The organism is Paenibacillus sp. YN15 (assembly GCF_003285005.1).
Taxonomy (GTDB): domain Bacteria; phylum Bacillota; class Bacilli; order Paenibacillales; family NBRC-103111; genus Paenibacillus_AR.
In genome coordinates, this window is the sequence record NZ_QMFA01000015.1 from 15,257 (window position 1) to 32,783 (window position 17,527).

The window sequence follows — 17,527 nt, forward strand, 5'->3', positions numbered from 1 at the left end:
ATGGACAGGAAGATGAAGATTGCGGCGGCGGGGCCGGAGGATTTTGGCGGCGGGGAGAATGGGAACAACCCGTCAGCCACAGTGACAGTCGCCGTAATTGGGGCTGGCCTGCGGGGCATGATTTACAGCAGCTTTGCCCTGGACCGCCAATACAACATGCGGATTGTGGCCGTAGCCGATCCCCGGACAGAACGCCGGGAGCGGTTCCGGGAGAAATTCTCCATCCCAAGCGACAAATGCTTTGCCAACTGGGATGAGCTGTTTGCCGGGCCGAAGCTGGCGGATGCGGTGTTCATCTGCACCCGGGACAAGGACCACTTCGAGCCGGCCATGAAGGCTCTGGCGGCAGGTTATCATGTTTTGCTGGAGAAGCCCATGTCTCCCGACTGGGAGGAATGTGTGGCCCTTGGCCGCCAGGCGGAGCAGTACAACCGGATTCTCACCATCTGCCACGTGCTGCGCTATGCCCCGTTTTTCCGGGAAATCAAGCGGCTGTTGGATGAAGGGCGGATCGGGCGTCTGATGTCCATTCAGCACAATGAGAATGTGGCATATTGGCATCAGGCCCACAGCTATGTCCGGGGCTATTTCAGCAAAAGCGGCGAAGCCAGTCCGATGATTCTGGCCAAGTCCTGCCATGACCTGGATATTATGGCCTGGCTGGCGGGCGGCGACTGCCTAAGCGTGGCTTCCTACGGGCATCTTACCTATTTTCGCCCGGAATTCGCTCCCCCGGGGGCGCCGAAGTATTGTCTCGACGGCTGTCCCGTATCACAGGAGTGCAAGTATTATGCGCCCAACATCTATCTGATCGAAAATGGAGGCTGGAAAGCCGAGGCCGCCTGCAGCGACCCCAGCTACGAGGCCCGGTACAAAGCCATCAAGGAAGGCCCCTTCGGCCGCTGCGTCTACCATTGCGACAACGATGTTGTGGACCATCAGGTGGTCAGCATGGAATTTGAGCATGACATCACCGCCGTTTTCACCATGAGCGCCTTCACGGAAAAATGCAACCGGACCCTGAAGCTGATGGGCACGGAGGGCGAGCTTCGGGCTACTATGGAAACCAATGAGATTCAAATCCGCCGCTTCGGCAGCGGCACGGAGGAAACCATCCAATTGACGGATGCGGGAGGACATGTGGGTCATGGCGGCGGCGACAGCCGGCTGGTGGCCGACTTCCTCAGAACCGTCCGCACCCAAGGGGCCCATACCAGCGCCACTTCGGCCAGAGCTTCGATCCAGAGCCATCTGATGGCCTTCGCCGCAGAGCGCTCCCGGCTGGAAAAACGGATGGTCCGGCTGGAGGAGTTCCAGCAAGCTTAAGGAGCCGTCCGGCCAATGAACAAGCAAACAACGATTCATGAGGAGAGGAAAATCAACATGAAAATGAACATATACGAACAAGCGGATCAAATGGGATTGGAAGCGGCGCGGGCCAGCGCGCAGATTGTGCAGGAAGCGGTGCGGGCCCAGGGCAAGGCCAGAATTGTGCTCTCTACCGGAGCCTCCCAGTTTGAATTTTTGAAGCATTTTGTGAAAATGGATATCGAATGGGACAAGGTGGAGATGTTCCATCTGGATGAGTATGTAGGACTGCCGGAATCCCATCCCGCCAGCTTCCGCAAGTATCTGAAGGAACGGTTCCTGCAATACGTCCCGGTGGGCAAGGCATGGCTGGTGGACGGCGAAGGCGATCCCCGGCAGATGGTGGAGGAGCTGAACAGGAGGATAGCCGAGGAGCCGGTGGACCTGGCATTGATCGGAATCGGCGAAAACGGGCATATTGCTTTTAATGATCCGCCGGCCAACTTTGAGGTGGAGGAGCCGTATATGGTAGTGAACCTCAGCGACACCTGCAAAGCCCAGCAGGTCAACGAGGGCTGGTTCGCCAATTCCGGCGAGGTGCCCAAGCAGGCCATCAGCATGACGGTGAAGCAAATTCTCCGGAGCCGCCACATTGTGTCGGTGGTGCCCCATGCCGCCAAGGCCCAGGCCATTGCCGATACGGTCAAGCAGGAGGTGGACTGCCAGTATCCGGCCACCATTCTGAAAACTCACGCCAGCTGGCAATTGTTCCTGGACAAGGAATCGGCGGGTTTGGTATATGCCTGGTGCTAATGCCCGGCGGCTGAGGCAGCCCGGAAGGCGCCGGAGGAAGGAGGGGCAGTATGATCTGGCAAGGAAAATTGGCCGCAAACGGTGCGGCTGTAGAAATTGAAACGGATGCCGGGGGAAGGATCGGGAAGATCCGTCCTCTCCCGGAGGAGGTTCCCGGTCTGCCCTGGATATCCGCAGGCTGGATGGATTTGCAGGTAAACGGCTTCGGCGGGTATGACCTGAACGGGGAGACCACTGTCCCGGAGGATGTGTCGGGAGTAGCCCGCGCCCTGCACAAACGTGGCGTGGCGGGTTTCCTGCCCACGGTCATCACGGGCAGCTATGAGCGCATGCGCCAGGCGATGGCGGCGGTTGCGGCGTTTTGCGGCAGCGGCTGTGCGGAGGCTCATTCTGTGTGGGGGATTCACATGGAGGGCCCTTATCTCTCCGGCGAGGACGGCAGCCGGGGAGCCCACCCCAGGGAGCATATCCGCAACCCGGACTGGGATGAATTCCAGCGCCTCCAGGAGGCGGCCGGGGGGCTGATCCGGATGGTGACGCTGGCCCCGGAGCGTGAGGGGGCCATTCCCTTTATCCGGCGGCTGGCGGATAGCGGCGTTGTCGTCGCCATTGGCCACACCATGGCTGCGGGAGAGGAAATTGAGGCGGCGGTGGAGGCCGGGGCTACGGTTTCCACCCATCTGGGCAACGGCTCCCAGCCGATACTTCCCCGCCACCCCAACTACATTTGGCATCAGCTGGCGGAGGACCGGCTATGGGGCACTTTTATTCCCGACGGCCACCATCTTGCTCCGCCTGTGCTGAAGGCCATGCTGCGGGCCAAGGGCGGCCGGTCCGTTCTGGTCAGCGACTGCACCCAATTCGGCGGAATGCCTCCGGGCCGCTACCAAAGCCTGATCGGCGGAGAGGTGGAGCTTCTGGAGAATGAGCGGCTGCAAACCGCGGCCAACCCGGCCATTCTGGCAGGCTCCGCTGCAGCCTTGGATTCAGGCATCGCCAATGCGGTGCGCTATACGGATATGAACCTGGCTGAAGCGGTTGCGGCGGTAACCGAACGTCCGGCTCTGGTGATGGGGCTGGCCGGACGGGGAATTCTCGCGGAAGGCGTCATCGCTGACCTGACGCTGTTCGATTATGATTCCACCGCCGGCGCCATTCGGGTGCGGGAAACAGTGGTAGCCGGAACAAGCGTCTACCGCGTCCCCGGTATGAGCCGGTCATGACAGAGGGACTGTCCGGCTATATTACCGACCGGGAGCTTCTGGCGGGTATGGAGCGGGTAGCCCGGGCGGCGGAGGGCAACAGACGGCTGCCGGAACTGGCGGCCGAGCTGCTTGCCCTTCTTTATGGAGAAGGGGGCGAGCCGCAGTTTTGGGCCTTGTACACCCGCAGCTGGGAGGAGCTGGAGCAGCTTCTGGGAGAGGACGCGGACTGCTACCTGGCCTATGTGTATGAGCTGGGCTTCCCCCGACTGGCTGCTCTCTATGAGCGCCGTGGTTACCCCAGGCAGGTGCTGGCCGCTACCCTGTCGGACTTCGATCTGCGCGCCCGCAACTACCGGGATATGCATGGCGGACGGGCGGGCATTGACGATTACCGCTGGCTGACCCGGCATATGACGGGAACGGTGTTCCGGCTGGGACGCCTCCAGTTTGTGTACAACAGACCTTTCGTTTACGGAACGCAGATATACAGAGGCCGCCTGGACGGCTCCCTGACGGCAGTGGCGGAGGGAGGACTGGCGGTGGACGGGCAGGGTTTTGTTGCCGTTGCCGGGGAAGGGGTATTCGTGACGGAGCTGGAGGTTGGAGAAGAGGCAGTGACGGCCAACCGCATCGACCCGGCGGGCAATATTCTCCGGGAGAAGGTGCATCTGCCTGACGGACACTACGATTGTGTGGTCCGGGACGGCGATCCGGTCATCGACATTCATATTCCCGCCGACGGTAAGATGTCTGCCGGGGATGTGGCGGTCTCTCTGCAGATGGCCTGGGCTTTCGGAAAACGGTACTTCCCGGATGCCCGCTACCGGGGTTTTGTCTGCTCCAGCTGGCTGCTCAGCGACGAGGTGGCGGAGATACTTCCGGAGGATGCCAATCTGGTCCGGTTCTCCCGGCTGTTCACCCGCTGTGCGGGACAGCGGCGGGAGCATGAGCTAATCTATAAGTGGATATTCGGCATGGACAAAAAACGGGAGGACTTCAGGCGCCATACCCCCTCCACCGCCCTGCAAAAAGGAGCCCGCAGGCTCCTTGAGGAAGGACGATGGTTTACGGCGCGAAGCGGCTTTATTCCTCCCGAAGGAGTGGCGGAGAACTCTGGCGCCGCTGTTTTGGCCGGGTTGCAAACGGAGGAATTCCGCGAGTAGGGCGGAAGGGGCTAATCGGGTCAGGCGTTGGCCTCATCGGAGGCGGATTTCCGTTCAAAGCCCATCTCCTCCAGAATCTTGACCCGCTCCTCATGATCCACGATTGTGTCGATTTGATGCAGCATCCATACGTATCCAAAAGGGTCCTCGAACACGGCATTGGCAATGCCCATTTCCGGCATTTCGGTAACCGGCTGGACCTCCTTGCCGCCTTTGTCCATCGCTTTTTGGTATGTGTCCTTGATATTGGGCACGGCAATATTCAGCCACATGGACTTGGAGCTGTCCGCTTTGGGCGCGAACAAATGATACTGGTGATTTTCATCCAGCAGATGAAACCGGGTGCCGTAGAGGTTGAACACAACCTCATTTTGCCCTTTGACAAAATCGGACACCTCGACACGTTCCACCTCAAATACGGCTTCCAGCCAATGCAAGGCTTCCAGGCTGTCCGGAACAACAAAATCAATTTCTACACCCACCACCATAGCGCATTCACCCTCTGTTCGTAATGGTATCTTCCCATACAAAGTGTACCCCATTTTGCTGAAAGATTATAGCGGAAGCCGGAGCAGTCTCTTATGAGGCTGCTTTTTTCGCACTTTTTGCGAGTAGCAGAACCTGGCAGGGGAAATAATGAAGCGAAAAGGGGGATGCGCATGCAGAAGCAAAATATTATCTTCAATCTGGACGATACGCTGATCGAATGCAATAAATATTTCCATCTCGTCAACGAGCTATATGCTGCCCGGATGAAGGAATGGTTTCCCGGCGTTCCTGTAGAAACGGTAAGAGCCAAGCAGATTGAATACGACCTGGCGGTAGTGGACAAAAACGGCCTGACGGTGGACCATGTGCCCCAATCCTTTCTGTCGGCCTACGGCTATTTCTGCAAGGAAACCGGGAGAACGCCCAGCGGGGAGGAGATAAAGGAACTGGAGGAGTTGGGCTATAGCGTTTTCACCATGCCTGTCGAGCCCCTACCCCACATGTATGAAACCTTGGAGGAGCTGAAGGAGGAGGGACATGACCTGTACCTGCATACCGGCGGCGAGGAAAAAAACCAGTGGCGCAAAATAACCCAGCTGCAGCTGGCGGCTTACTTTGACAACCGGGTATTCGTTTCCCGGCATAAGGATCGGGATGCCTTGGCCAAAATTATGGACCGGATGGTTTTTTTGCCTGCTGTCACCTGGATGGTGGGCAATTCTCTGCGAACGGATGTCCTTCCCGGCTTGGAGCAGGGGATCAATGTCATCTATATTCCCGCATCCAACGAATGGCATTACAATGTGGTGGACATTGCGGTGGAGCCCAAAGGGGCGTTTCTCACTCTGAACAGTCTGAGTCAGGTGGCGGGGGCCATCCGCAATTATGTCCTGGAGCAGGAGCGGAAGCAAGGCGGACCGCACATTCCCGGCGGCACGGAGGAAGCCTGGCTGAATGCCCCGCTGGATTGACGGCAGACATTGGCAGCGGCAGTTTTTGTGAGTTTTTGCGGATGATCCGATTCTTTTGCCCAGTGGACAATATGAGGTTATAAAATGCGGCCAGGCCCGTATACATATAGTACAAGTTGAACAAGTCCACAATCCGCGGGCAAGTCCCGCGGCAAACAAGAGGAGGATTCAGGCATGAAACTGCAAACCGTGCTGCGGCTGGCCGCTGTGGCAACCGTCACCGCCATGCTCTCCACCGGCTGCTCCCTGATCAACAAGAAGGAGGGGGCACAATCCATTGATCCGCCTCCCACCGGCGCGGATGCCGTGGTTCAAACCTCCGCCGTTCCCGTCACCGCCGAAACCGGAAGGCAGGTTACGCTGTACTTCAAGGACCCTAAGGGAATGGTGGCGCCATTATCCGTGTACATTCCGAAAACCCTGGAGGTGGCGCGGAAGTCTCTGGAGTATATGGTGGAAGGGACGGCTGTCGTTCCCAACGGCTTCCAGGCGCTTTTGCCCAAAGGCACTGCCATTAAGGGTATTGACCTGAAGGCCGACCAAAAGCTGGCTGTAGTGGATTTCTCCAAAGAATTCAATAACTACAAGGCCGAGGACGAGCGGAAGGTTCTGGAGGCTGTGGTCTGGACGCTGACGGAGCTGGACAATGTGGAAAAGGTAACTTTGCGGGTAGAAGGCAAGGAGCTTACGCAGATGGCTCTTGCCAAAACGCCGGTGGATACGGAAATGAGCCGGGCTATGGGCATCAATCTGGAGTTCGGCAGCGGGCTTAATCTCGGCCAGTCCGTTCCGGTAACGCTCTACTTCCAAAATAAAACGGAAGATGAATTCAGCTATTATGTGCCGGTTACCCGGATGGTCAAGCGGACCGAGGATATTGCCGCAGCTGCCGTGGAGCAGCTGATCAAGGGCCCGGACAGCAGCAAGGGGCTGGCCTCCGTGCTGGCGGCGGATACCGGACTGCTGCAAATCCAGCTGTCCCAGGACAACAGCGTGGTCACCGCCAACTTCGATGACAAGCTGCTGGGTTCCGACAAGCTGATCCCAGCCAGCGCAGCCCAGGCGCTGATTCTGTCCCTGACGGAAACCACCGGCGCAGGCAAGGTGCAGCTGATGGTCAACGGGGACACCAAGGTTTCGGCTACGGACAAAACCAGCTACGCCAAGCCGGTGGCTGCGCCGGATCATATTAATCCCGCCAAGATGTAGCCCAGCGATGGCGTGAGGAGCGGCGGCGGTAGCCAGCAGCCGATGCGGCAGCTTGCTTCGCCGGCAGGTGTGCGGCCTCTCCGCTGCCCGGCGCACTGATAAAACAGCCTGACTGAGTCCGCTCAGCAGGCTGTTTTGTGTTGGGGCGCGGGGAGGGGCTGCCGGTGGGGGCATTCTCCTGCCTGTCTGAGCCGGAGTCGCGCGCGGTTGCGCCGCTGTTGTTGCCCATTGGGCAGGGTGTGGGCATGATGCAGAGATCAGGGCCGCCAAAGGCTCTGTCTGGGCAGGGGAGCATGATGCAGGCAGTGGGGTGGCAAGACCTACGTCTGGGTAGGGGGGCATGATGCGGAGAGTGGGGTGACAAGGCTACGTCTGGGTAAGGGGGATTACGCGAACGGAACTGAGCGACTCTTATTGGCGCAAAAGTTCGTTTTTGGAAAATTAGCGGAACTGAGAGCTCCTTATTGGGCTTAGGCAGCTTAGCCAGCAGAAACAGATGCGCACAGCGGCGAATAAGCGCTTCTCAGTTCCGCAACACAGGCAAAACCGTCGATTTAGTTGATTAAGAGCTTCTCAGTTCCGTAACGCCAATTGCTGACGCACCACCCCACTTTTGCCGCTTCCGGCCAGCTAGTTTCCCGTCCCCAGCCATCAGTCCGCCAATCTGAACCCCCGATCTCCTCAGTCTCCCAGTCCTCCCGCTCCCAGCCGCCCGCCCCAATCTCTCCAGTTTCATAGTCCGCCAATCACCTAGCCTTCCATCCCTCTGACCCGCTCCCCATCCGTCCCTGCCTCTCACTCCGTCAGGCTGTGGAGGCTCCTGAACTCCAGCGGGGTCAACCCCTCCCGCTGGCGGAAGCATTTGCCGAAGTAGCTGGTTTGGGAGAAGCCCGCCTCCAGCGCCACGGTTTTGACGGGCAGACCGGTGGTGGCCAGCAGCCGTTTGGCATGGAGCAGCCGGGCCTCCAGCAGGAAATCGGGGAAGGACATGCCGAAGGCGGCGCTGAATTTGCGGCTGAAGTGGTGGGGGCTGTACCCGGCAACGGCAGCCGCCTGCTCCAGAGTCAGCGGCTCGTGGCTATGGGCGCGGATATAGTTGGCGGCAGCCCGGAGCTTGTCCGCGGACAGATTGGCCGGGACGTTCATCTGGGTGGCGGCGGACTGCAGCCGGGTCAGAAGCTCGTACAAGGCGGCGGCCACGCTGTGTTCGTCATCCACCTGGTAGGCCCGGCCCAAGTGCAGCAATTTTTCCAGAAGCGCTTCAATGGAAGCCAGATGGGACAGGCCGAACAGCCACGGCTCATCCAGACCTTTGCCGTTCAGCAGCTCCTCCAGATGGACGCCGAAAAAATGGACCCACCGGATATTCCACGGCTCCCGGGAATCCGAATGGTAGGTTTGGCGGAGGCCGGGCCCGTACAGGAAGCCTTGCCCCCGAGTCAGCTCGTAGGATTTGGTTTCGGTGTGGAGGTAACCCTTGCCCTCCAGCACAATATGCAGATTGTAATTCCGGTCCAGGTTGTTTTCGGTGGTCCGGTACTCCCGGTTTACCCGGTGCTCGGGAAATTCGCTGTAGCCGCCCAGAAAATCCGGAAAGCAGATATGCCGGGGAAAAACCGGCTTGGGCAAAAAAATATGCTCCTGCATCTGTCACCTCGTATAAGCACAAAAATTTGATACATAATTTCGTTGCAGCTATGGAACTCCGACATGTGAATCGCAACCTATAACAATATTTTAATACCATTCGCAGGATTTTGTCATTTCAAACCTGGGGAACCCTAGCTACAATGAAGGGGACTAAGAATGGAAGGACGTGTGGACCGGTGGCAAAGTCGATTCGTATGGACCAATTGACGCTGGGCGTATGCTATTATCCCGAGCATTGGCCGGAGTCGCTGTGGGAGGATGACTTCCGCAGAATGCGGGAGATGAATATTTCCGTGGTACGGATGGCGGAATTTGCCTGGGCTATTTTTGAACCGGAAGAAGGCCGATTTGATTTCAGCGTGTTTCACCGGGTTTTGGATCTGGCCCACCGTTACGGGCTAAAGGTGATTCTGGGCACGCCCACTGCGGCGCCCCCTGTTTGGCTGACCCATAAGTACCCGGAGGTGCTCAATGCGGATGTGAAGGGGGATTTGTACCGGCACGGCTTAAGGCGTCATACCAACTACACCAGCCCGAAATACCGGGAGCTGTGTCAGACAATCGTCCGCAGAATGGTGGAGGCCTACAAGGATCATCCCGCCGTCATCGGCTGGCAGATTGACAATGAATTCAACTGCCACATGGATGTATTCTACGCCGAAACCGACCATATGGCCTTCCGGGAGTGGCTGAAGGAGCGGTATGGGACGCTGGACAAGCTGAATGAAGCGTGGGGCGCTGTTTTTTGGAGCCAGACCTATACCGCCTGGGAGCAGGTGCATCTCACCCGGCATATGGTCAACCGTTCCCCCAACCCCCATTTGGCCCTGGACGAAAAAAGATTCATCTCCGCCGTCACCATTTCCTTCGCCAGGCTGCAAACGGATATTATCCGGGAGCTGGCGCCGCATCATTGGATTACCACCAACGGCATGTTCGGGCACCTGGACAACCATGAGCTGACAGATGAGCTGCTGGATTTCTTCTCGTATGATTCTTACCCGCAGTTTGGCTCCATCTCCTCGGGAGAGGAAGAAGCGCCGCTTCTGGACCGGGCGTGGAGCATGAAATTAGCGCAGGTTCGCTCCATTTCGCCGAATTTTTGCGTGATGGAGCAGCAGTCGGGACCGGGCGGCTGGGTGGACGGCATGGCCATGGGTACGCCAAGGCCGGGACAAATCCGGCTGTGGTCCTACCAGTCCGTGCTGCACGGGACGGATCTGCTGGTCTATTTCCGCTGGCGGACAGCCACAGTGGGCACCGAAATATATTGGCACGGCATTAACGATTACCACAACCGGCCCAACCGCCGGGTGCGGGAGGTGGCGCAGATTGGCGGAGAGTTCGCCAGGCTGGGAGAAGAACTGATAGGGACGGCTTATCAAGCGGAGATTGCCGTCATGCAGGATTACGACAACAGCTGGGACGGGGAGCTGGATGCCTGGTGCGGTCCGCTCCAGCGCCAAAGCGTCCGGGCCTGGTACAAGCGGCTCCAGTACCGACACATTCCGGCGGATATGATCACCCTGCGGCAGAACACCGCTCTGGAGGAGTTGGCCCGGTACAAGGTCATCGTGTACCCGCATCCGGCGATCATGACCGATGAGACGGCGGCGCTTCTCACCCGGTATGCGGAGCAGGGGGGCATCATCATTTTTGGCGCCCGCACCGGCTTTAAGAACATCCATGGCCACTGCTATATGCGGCCCTTTCCCGGACCGGTTGCCGGACTGTGCGGCATTACGGTGGAGGATTTTACATTGGTGAAGGGGACGGTTGCCCCGGCGGAGCTGCGCTGGAAGGGAAGCCGCCTGGCGGAGTGCGCCAAAGCCGAGGGCTTCAATGAGGTGCTGCAGGTGGAGGCTTCCGGGACAGAGGTTCTGGCGGAATATGCCACGGAATATTATGCAGGCAAACCCGCTTTGACGCGGCGCAGGGTGGAAAAAGGGCAGGCCTGGTATTACGGCGCGGCATTCTCGGAGGCTGTAGTCGACGCCATCATGGATGAGCTGGAATTGGTTTCTCCGGCGGACCGCTTTCTGGAGGCACCGGAGGAAGTGGAGCTGGGCATCCGGGCTGCCGGAGACAGACGCTTCCTGTTCGTCCTGAATTATTCGGCGGAGCCTGCCCCGATCCGGTTAAAAGCCGCGCTGAAGGACCTGCTGTCGGGAGCGGTCCTGGAGAAGGAACCGGTCCTGCCGACCTATGGCGTGTGGATTCTGGAGCTTCCGGAAGCGAAAGGATGATTTGTTGCCGGAAGCGGCAAAGGAACTGTCCCCTGCAGACTAATCTGCTGTGGGAACAGTTCCTTTTTTTGCCCCGCGGCGTGTGCGGCAGTTAATTTCCGTCCTGCGGCTTCCCCGTGGAGCTGCGGATGATCAGCTCGGAGGGCAGCACAATTTTGCGTGTGGCGGCAGGCGCGCCGGACTGGATGCGCTCGATCAAAAGCTGCATGCCGAGAAAGCCCATATCGTAAGCGGGCTGCTTCGCCACTGTCAGGAAAGGATTATAATCCGGGATCATGTCCGGATCATCGAAGCAAGTGACGGCCATCTCCTCCGGAACGCGGATCTGCAGGGTGCGCAGGGCCCGCAGCGTATTCACGCCAATGAAGTTGTTGGCCGCCAGAATGGCAGTGGGCCGTTCTCCCTGCTGCAGGGAAACCAGCTTGGCGATAATTTCGCCGAGGTTGTCCTGCTTGAAGTGGGTTTCGATCATATAAGCAGGGTTGGGCTCAATCCCGGCAAGCTGCAGCGTTTCCCGGAAGGCCTGATCCCGCTCCCGGACATTGGAGAGGGAGGACGGCCCGTTGATCAAGGCGATTTTCCGGTGCCCCAAAGCAATCAGATGCTGCGTCAGCTGTCGGGTTGTCTGGAAGTTGTCCCCGGAGATGGAGTCCGCAGGCACCTGGGGAATGGTGCGGTCCACGTATACAAAGGGAATATTCCGCTTCACCAGCTTTTTGACATGGCTGGCGGAAGCCTCGCCGGAGGGCACCAGCAGCACGCCGTCCACCCCGGCGGACATGAGCATGTTGATATATTGGGACTCCTTGTCCGGATTTTCGTCGGTATTGCCCAGAATCAGATGGTAGCCCAGCTGCAAAGCCTTGTCCTCCGCCCCCCGGGCGACATTGGTGAAGAAGGGGTTGGAGATATCGGGAATCACCAGCGCCACCAGCCGGGTTTCCTTGGAGGTCAGGCTGCGGGCCTGCTTGTTGGGCACATAGTCCAGCTCGCGGATCACCGCCTCCACCTTCAAACGGGTGGATTCCTTGATCAGCGGAGATTTGTTGATGACCCGTGAAACGGTCATGGGAGAAACATTGGCCCGTTTGGCGATATCGTAAATGGTGACCATAAAGGGGGTTCTTCCTTTCGGCTTCTGCTTATTACCCATGATGAAACAAACCCGGTAAATTTTCAAGTCCCATGTGGTTGACCGGGGCAAAAGCGGGTGTTATTATTTTGTTATCGGTAACAATAAAATATCAAGAAGGGATGGATAGGGTGAACATCGCCAAAATGATTGACCTGTCCCAGGAGCTGTACCACAATTGCCCGGTCCTTCCGGAGTTTGCCCCGCCGAAGCTGGACTATATACTGGTTGGGCCCCGGGACGGCTGGAATCTGGAGCAGCTGACCATGAATCTGCACACCGCCACCCATATGGATGCTCCCGCCCATATGGCGGATTTCCGGCTGACTCTGGATGCAATCCCCGTGGAGCGCTTCCAGGGCAGACTGGTCGTCCTTGATCTCTTCGGGAAGCAGCCGGGCGAACCGGTGACGGTGGCGGACCTGCTGCCTTACGGAGACCGGCTGTCCGGGGAGCCGGTGGTTTTCCTGTACACGGGCTGGGGGCAAAAACGGTCCTGGACCAGGGAGTTTATTTATGAATCCCCTTACCTCTCTCCCGAGGGGGCCGGATATTTGGCGGAGCGGGGAGTGCGGGGAGTGGGCATCGACCACTTCAGCATCGGGGGAACCGGCCCGGACAATGAAGCCACCCACCGGACACTGCTCCAATCCGGAATATGGATTGCGGAGGGCCTGCAGCTGGATGACCCGGCGCTGCGGAGCGGGGAGTGGCATGTATTTTCCCTTCCGGTGAAAATCAGAGACAGCAGCGGAGCTCCTGCAAGAGTTGTCGCCATCCAGTGGGAATAGCTATCCCCAAAAGCCCAAAAGAAAGAAGGAACAACTGCAAATGAAGTACCGCAGATTGGGAAATACGGATTTGAATGTGCCGGTTTTGAGCTTTGGCGCCTCATCTTTGGGCTCTGTTTTTCATGCAACCGACGATGGGGAAAGCGTCCGCACCGTCCATACCGCCTTGGATTGCGGCATGAATTATCTGGATGTGTCCCCCTATTACGGGCTGTTGAAGGCGGAGCGGGTGCTAGGCCAGGCCCTGAAGGGCATCCCCCGGGACAGCTGCATACTGAGCACCAAGGCCGGACGTTATGGGGAGAATGAATTTGATTTCTCCTACAGCCGCATCATCCGGAGCGCGGAGGAAAGTATGCGGCGGCTGCATACGGATTATCTGGACATTCTGTACCTTCATGACATTGAGTTTGCCGATGTGAACCAAATTCTCGGGGAGGCCCTGCCCGCCCTGGAGGAGCTGAAGGCCCAAGGGAAAATCCGGTATACCGGTATTTCGGCCCTGCCTTTGTCCATTTTCAAAAAGGTGCTGAAGGAGCATCCGGTAGATGTGATCTTATCTTACTGCCATTATTCCCTCAACGACGATTCGTTGACGGAGCTTCTCCCCGAACTTGCCGCCGCCGGGACAGGATTGGTGAATGCCTCGCCGCTGTCCATGGGGCTGTTGACCGGAAACCCGCTGCCCGCTTGGCATCCGGCGACTCCGCCTATCCGGGAGGCTTGTCGGAGGGCCCATGAATTCTGCGAAGCCAACGGGTATTCCTTGCCCAAGCTGGCTATTCAATTTTCTGTCGGCCATTCCGGCATCCCCACAACTCTGGTCAGTACGGCCAGCGCGGAGAATATCTGCCAGAATGCCGTTTATGCCATGGAAGAGCCGGACATGGAAATTATGAAGCAGGTGCTGGAGATTCTGAAGCCTGCCCAGCGGATCTCGTGGATCAGCGGCAGGCCGGAGCATAATGAGGAGGTGCGGCTGGTATGAAAAGCATCGTATGTGTGGAGCCGGGGCGTTTGGAAATGAGAGAGGCGCCTGTTCCTGTACCCGGTCCGGGGGAAGCGCTGGTGCGGATTCTCCGGGTGGGGATCTGCGGCACGGATTTTCATGCCTACAGGGGAAAGCAGCCGTATTTTGAATATCCCCGGATACTGGGGCATGAATTGTCCGGCGAGATTGTGGAGATAAACGGACACAGCCCGGATCTGACAGCCGGCGATCAGGTTTGCGTCATTCCATATGTGCATTGCGGGGAATGCATCGCCTGCCGCAGCGGCAAAACCAACTGCTGCACCCGCATGAGCGTCATGGGCGTGCATCAGGACGGCGGTTTGCGGGAATATATGACAGTGCCCCTGCGGCATCTGCTCAAAACGGAGGGGCTGGCTCCCGAGCAAGCCGCCATTGTGGAATGCCTCAGCATCGGGGCCCATGCCGTCCGGGTGGCCAATGCCCGTCCCGGCGACTCCGTTATGGTTATCGGCGCAGGGCCCATCGGATTGGGCGCCATGCGGCTTGCCAAGCTGGCGGGAGCCCGGGTTATTGCCATGGATATCAATGAGGAGCGGCTGCGCTTCTGCCAGCGGTGGGCCTCCGTGGACGAGACAGTGGCCGCCGGGCAGGAGGCGCTGGCAGCGGTGGAGAAGATAACGGGAGGGGATTATCCGGTAGCAGTCATCGACGCCACCGGCAACAGCGGCTCCATGGAGCAGGCCCTCCATTTTGTGGCCCATGGGGGCAGGCTTGTGTATGTGGGTCTGGTCAAATCGGATATTACCTTCCATGACCCCGACTTCCACAAGCGGGAAATGGCCATTATGGGCAGCCGCAATGCCATGCGGCAGGATTTCCTGGATGTGATTGAGGCTATACGGACCGGCAGGATCGACACGGATTCCTTTATTACCCATCGGGCCAGCTTCAGGGACATGACCGGGCATTACGAGGAGTGGCTCCGTCCGGAGACAGGCGTGATCAAGGCTATTGTGGAGCTGTAGCTCCTGGGGGAAGAAGAACGTAAGGTCATTATTTTTCCATTTCTATAAAAGGTGGTACAGTTCATGACTCTTCGATCGGAAACGGCAATGTGGTTCGATGCCCCTGCCCGGGTGTGGGAGGAGGCGCTGCCTGTGGGCAACGGCTGCTTGGGCGGCATGGTGTACGGAACGGTGGAGCAGGAGCAGATCCAATTCAATGAGGATTCCGTCTGGTATGGCGGACCGCGGAACCGCAACAATCCCGACGCATTGGAAAATCTGCCGCTTATCCGGAAGCTGCTGTTTGAGGGCAGGCTGAAGGAGGCTCATCAACTGGCGGAGACGGCCTTCTCCGGCACGCCGAGAAACCAGCGGTATTATTTGACCGCCGGCGATCTGATGATCCGCTTTGAGCATCCTGCCGGGGAGGGGGAGCCGGTCCAGTACCGGAGAGAGCTGGATCTGGACCAGGCGCTGGCTTCCGTCTCTTACGAATGCGGGGGAGTCACCTTCCGCCGGGAGGTGTTCGCCAGCTTCCCCGATCAGGTGATGGCCATCCGGCTGACCGCCGACCGCCCCGGAGCCTTGACCTTTACGGCCCGGTTTGAGCGCAAGAAGGGGCGGCATGTGGATGCCGTCTGCAAACACGGCCAAGGCACCTTGGTCATGACCAATGATTGCGGAGGGCGAGACGGAGGCAGCTACAGCGCCGTGGTCAAGGCGGTTGCCGCAGGCGGCAGCGTCCGGGTCATCGGCGAGCATCTCCTGGTGGAGCAGGCGGATGAGGTGACGCTGCTCCTGGCTGTGGCAAGCACCTTCCGCCATCCGGAGCCGGACCAGCACTGCTTTGGCCTGCTGGAGCAGGCGGCGGCTTTGCCGTATGCGCTGCTGAAGGAACGGCATATGGCCGACTACCGGGCCTTGTTCGGGCGGGTTGCCCTTCAATTGGCGGAGCAGTCCTCCTCCGAAGAGAGTCTGGGGAGCTTGCCCGTTCCCAAACGGCTGGAGCGGCTGAAGGAAGGGGCCGATGACCCGGGTTTGCTCACCCTGTACTTCCAGTTCGGCCGGTATCTGCTTATTTCCTGCAGCCGTCCCGGCGGGTTGCCCGCCAACCTCCAGGGCATCTGGAATGATTCCATGACGCCTCCCTGGGACAGCAAATTCACCATCAATATCAACACGCAGATGAACTATTGGCCTGCCGAAACCTGCAATCTGGCGGAATGCCATGAGCCCCTGTTCGAGCTGATCGAGCGGATGATCAAGAAAGGGAGAGTTACCGCACAGACCATGTACGGCTGCCGCGGTTTTGTGGCCCATCATAATACGGACATCTGGGCGGATACGGCTCCCCAGGATATTTACGGACCGGCTACCCAGTGGGTGATGGGCGGCGCCTGGCTGACCCTGCACGCCTGGGAGCATTACCGCTTTAACCCGAATGAGGAGACGCTTAAGCGGGCTTACAGCCTCATGAAGGAGGCCGCCCTGTTCTTTATGGATTTTCTCGTGGAAAGTCCGGAGGGTTTCCTGGTTACGGCGCCTTCCGTTTCGCCGGAAAACCGCTACAGGCTGCCGGGCGGGGAAGCGGGAACTCTGTGCTATGGGCCGTCCATGGACACCCAGATCATCACCGAGCTGCTGGATGCCTGCGCGGAAGCCGCTTCGCTCCTGGACACCGACAGGGACCTGCGGGCGGAATGGCAATCCATCCGCTCCCGGCTGCCGGCCATGAAGATCGGCAAACACGGGCAGCTCCAGGAATGGCTGGTGGACTATGAGGAAGTGGACCCCGGCCACCGCCATATCTCCCATCTGTTTGCCCTGCATCCCGGCTCCGCCATCAGCCCGGGTTTGACCCCGGAATTGGCGGAGGCCGCCAGGGTGACCCTGCAGCGCCGCCTGGCAAACGGAGGCGGCCATACCGGCTGGAGCCGGGCATGGATCATCAACTTCTGGGCCCGTCTGCTGGATGGGGAGGAAGCCTATCTCCATCTGAAGGAGCTGCTCAAAAAATCCACCCTGCCCAATCTGTTTGACAACCACCCGCCCTTCCAGATTGACGGCAACTTCGGCGCTGCGGCAGGCATTGCCGAAATGCTGCTGCAAAGCCATCTGGATTATATTCAATTGCTGCCTGCATTGCCGCCCCAATGGCCCGCCGGGGCCGTCACAGGCCTCCGGGCAAGAGGCGGATTTACGGTGGATCTTGAGTGGGAGGACCACAAGCTGAGGAAAGCGGCCGTCACCTCCGTAAACGGCTCCACACTCCGGCTGTATGCCGAAGGCAAGCTGCGGGTCAGCCGCTCCGACGGCGCCGAGGTGGCGGTCCGGCAGCAAGGCAGCCTTCTGGAATGGCCCACAGCTTCAGGGGAAACCTACTTGATCCAACCGTAATCAGCGCCGCGGCTAATTGCAGCACGGCTACTATCATCAGGCGAGTCTATCTTGCAAAAGTGCAGTTATTTTTGACCGTGAGCCCTCTTTTGGGCTCCTATCCTGCAAAAGTGCATCTATTTTTTGCTGAAACCGCCAAACGGATGGAAATCGCGTGAAATAAATGCACATTTGCA

At 58.8% G+C, this 17,527-nt stretch carries 15 protein-coding genes; 11 read left to right on the forward strand and 4 right to left on the reverse strand.

The annotated features are described in order from the left end of the window. From DQG13_RS13775 to DQG13_RS13790, 4 genes are read left to right on the forward strand one after another with little or no spacing between them, the layout of a single operon-like run. Window positions 1-1,326, forward strand: a complete 1,326-nt coding sequence (locus tag DQG13_RS13775) for a Gfo/Idh/MocA family protein (protein ID WP_258525671.1) — start codon at window positions 1-3, stop codon at window positions 1,324-1,326. A gap of 15 nt (window positions 1,327-1,341) precedes the next feature. Continuing rightward, on the forward strand, window positions 1,342-2,121 hold the full coding sequence (locus DQG13_RS13780; RefSeq protein ID WP_258525672.1) for a glucosamine-6-phosphate deaminase: 780 nt from the start codon (window positions 1,342-1,344) through the stop codon (window positions 2,119-2,121). A 50-nt stretch (window positions 2,122-2,171) separates the two neighbouring features. After that, the gene (locus DQG13_RS13785) at window positions 2,172-3,344 is read left to right on the forward strand and encodes an N-acetylglucosamine-6-phosphate deacetylase (protein ID WP_113020354.1); all 1,173 of its coding nucleotides are present in this window, start codon (window positions 2,172-2,174) and stop codon (window positions 3,342-3,344) included. Next, window positions 3,341-4,489 carry an acyltransferase domain-containing protein gene (locus tag DQG13_RS13790; protein ID WP_113020355.1) on the forward strand — a complete coding sequence of 383 codons (1,149 nt, stop codon included), beginning with the start codon at window positions 3,341-3,343 and terminating at the stop codon, window positions 4,487-4,489. The genes DQG13_RS13785 and DQG13_RS13790 overlap by 4 nt, the downstream gene beginning before the upstream one ends. A 20-nt stretch (window positions 4,490-4,509) precedes the next feature. Here the strand turns inward: DQG13_RS13790 and DQG13_RS13795 are convergent, their stop codons facing one another. Next, on the reverse strand, window positions 4,510-4,977 hold the full coding sequence (locus DQG13_RS13795; RefSeq protein ID WP_309472237.1) for a VOC family protein: 468 nt from the start codon (window positions 4,975-4,977) through the stop codon (window positions 4,510-4,512). A 171-nt stretch (window positions 4,978-5,148) separates the two neighbouring features. Here DQG13_RS13795 and DQG13_RS13800 point away from each other — a divergent pair, with 171 nt between their 5' ends. Next, window positions 5,149-5,949 (forward strand): HAD family hydrolase, encoded by an 801-nt coding sequence (locus DQG13_RS13800; protein WP_113020356.1) that lies wholly within the window; start codon window positions 5,149-5,151, stop codon window positions 5,947-5,949. Between the two features lie 174 nt (window positions 5,950-6,123). Next, entirely contained in the window at window positions 6,124-7,158 is a 1,035-nt protein-coding gene (locus DQG13_RS13805) for a GerMN domain-containing protein (RefSeq protein ID WP_113020357.1), read from the forward strand. Between the two features lie 554 nt (window positions 7,159-7,712). Here the strand turns inward: DQG13_RS13805 and DQG13_RS13815 are convergent. Continuing rightward, window positions 7,713-7,904, reverse strand: coding sequence for a hypothetical protein (locus DQG13_RS13815; RefSeq protein ID WP_113020359.1), 192 nt, complete (start codon window positions 7,902-7,904; stop codon window positions 7,713-7,715). 49 nt (window positions 7,905-7,953) lie between these two features. Then, window positions 7,954-8,787, reverse strand: a complete 834-nt coding sequence (locus tag DQG13_RS13820; protein ID WP_258525673.1) for an AraC family transcriptional regulator — start codon at window positions 8,785-8,787, stop codon at window positions 7,954-7,956. Window positions 8,788-8,984: 197 nt separating this feature from the next. Between DQG13_RS13820 and DQG13_RS13825 the strand changes: the two genes are divergently transcribed. After that, window positions 8,985-11,054, forward strand: a complete 2,070-nt coding sequence (locus DQG13_RS13825) for a beta-galactosidase (RefSeq protein WP_113020361.1) — start codon at window positions 8,985-8,987, stop codon at window positions 11,052-11,054. 91 nt (window positions 11,055-11,145) lie between these two features. Here DQG13_RS13825 and DQG13_RS13830 read toward each other — a convergent pair whose 3' ends face one another. Further along, a complete protein-coding gene (locus DQG13_RS13830; RefSeq protein WP_113020362.1) occupies window positions 11,146-12,168 on the reverse strand; it encodes a LacI family DNA-binding transcriptional regulator in 1,023 nt (340 codons plus the stop codon). Window positions 12,169-12,308: 140 nt separating this feature from the next. Here DQG13_RS13830 and DQG13_RS13835 point away from each other — a divergent pair, with 140 nt between their 5' ends. From DQG13_RS13835 to DQG13_RS13850, 4 genes are all read left to right on the forward strand, one after another. Beyond that, window positions 12,309-12,977, forward strand: a complete 669-nt coding sequence (locus tag DQG13_RS13835; RefSeq protein WP_113020363.1) for a cyclase family protein — start codon at window positions 12,309-12,311, stop codon at window positions 12,975-12,977. A gap of 40 nt (window positions 12,978-13,017) precedes the next feature. Further along, window positions 13,018-13,965, forward strand: coding sequence for an aldo/keto reductase (locus tag DQG13_RS13840; protein WP_113020364.1), 948 nt, complete (start codon window positions 13,018-13,020; stop codon window positions 13,963-13,965). Then, a complete protein-coding gene (locus DQG13_RS13845; RefSeq protein WP_113020365.1) occupies window positions 13,962-14,975 on the forward strand; it encodes a zinc-binding alcohol dehydrogenase family protein in 1,014 nt (337 codons plus the stop codon). The genes DQG13_RS13840 and DQG13_RS13845 overlap by 4 nt, the downstream gene beginning before the upstream one ends. A 63-nt stretch (window positions 14,976-15,038) precedes the next feature. After that, window positions 15,039-17,351 (forward strand): glycoside hydrolase family 95 protein, encoded by a 2,313-nt coding sequence (locus tag DQG13_RS13850; RefSeq protein WP_113020366.1) that lies wholly within the window; start codon window positions 15,039-15,041, stop codon window positions 17,349-17,351. Window positions 17,352-17,527: the final 176 nt, after the last annotated feature.

Bases quoted from the DNA above. Each gene is read 5' to 3' on its own strand.
- DQG13_RS13775 (WP_258525671.1), top strand. From the start codon at position 1: ATGGACAGGAAGATGAAGATTGCGGCGGCGGGGCCGGAGGATTTTGGC.
- DQG13_RS13780 (WP_258525672.1), top strand. From the start codon at position 1,342: ATGAACAAGCAAACAACGATTCATGAGGAGAGGAAAATCAACATGAAA.
- DQG13_RS13785 (WP_113020354.1), top strand. From the start codon at position 2,172: ATGATCTGGCAAGGAAAATTGGCCGCAAACGGTGCGGCTGTAGAAATT.
- DQG13_RS13790 (WP_113020355.1), top strand. From the start codon at position 3,341: ATGACAGAGGGACTGTCCGGCTATATTACCGACCGGGAGCTTCTGGCG.
- DQG13_RS13795 (WP_309472237.1), bottom strand. From the start codon at position 4,977: ATGGTGGTGGGTGTAGAAATTGATTTTGTTGTTCCGGACAGCCTGGAA.
- DQG13_RS13800 (WP_113020356.1), top strand. From the start codon at position 5,149: ATGCAGAAGCAAAATATTATCTTCAATCTGGACGATACGCTGATCGAA.
- DQG13_RS13805 (WP_113020357.1), top strand. From the start codon at position 6,124: ATGAAACTGCAAACCGTGCTGCGGCTGGCCGCTGTGGCAACCGTCACC.
- DQG13_RS13830 (WP_113020362.1), bottom strand. From the start codon at position 12,168: ATGGTCACCATTTACGATATCGCCAAACGGGCCAATGTTTCTCCCATG.
- DQG13_RS13835 (WP_113020363.1), top strand. From the start codon at position 12,309: ATGGATAGGGTGAACATCGCCAAAATGATTGACCTGTCCCAGGAGCTG.
- DQG13_RS13840 (WP_113020364.1), top strand. From the start codon at position 13,018: ATGAAGTACCGCAGATTGGGAAATACGGATTTGAATGTGCCGGTTTTG.
- DQG13_RS13845 (WP_113020365.1), top strand. From the start codon at position 13,962: ATGAAAAGCATCGTATGTGTGGAGCCGGGGCGTTTGGAAATGAGAGAG.
- DQG13_RS13850 (WP_113020366.1), top strand. From the start codon at position 15,039: ATGACTCTTCGATCGGAAACGGCAATGTGGTTCGATGCCCCTGCCCGG.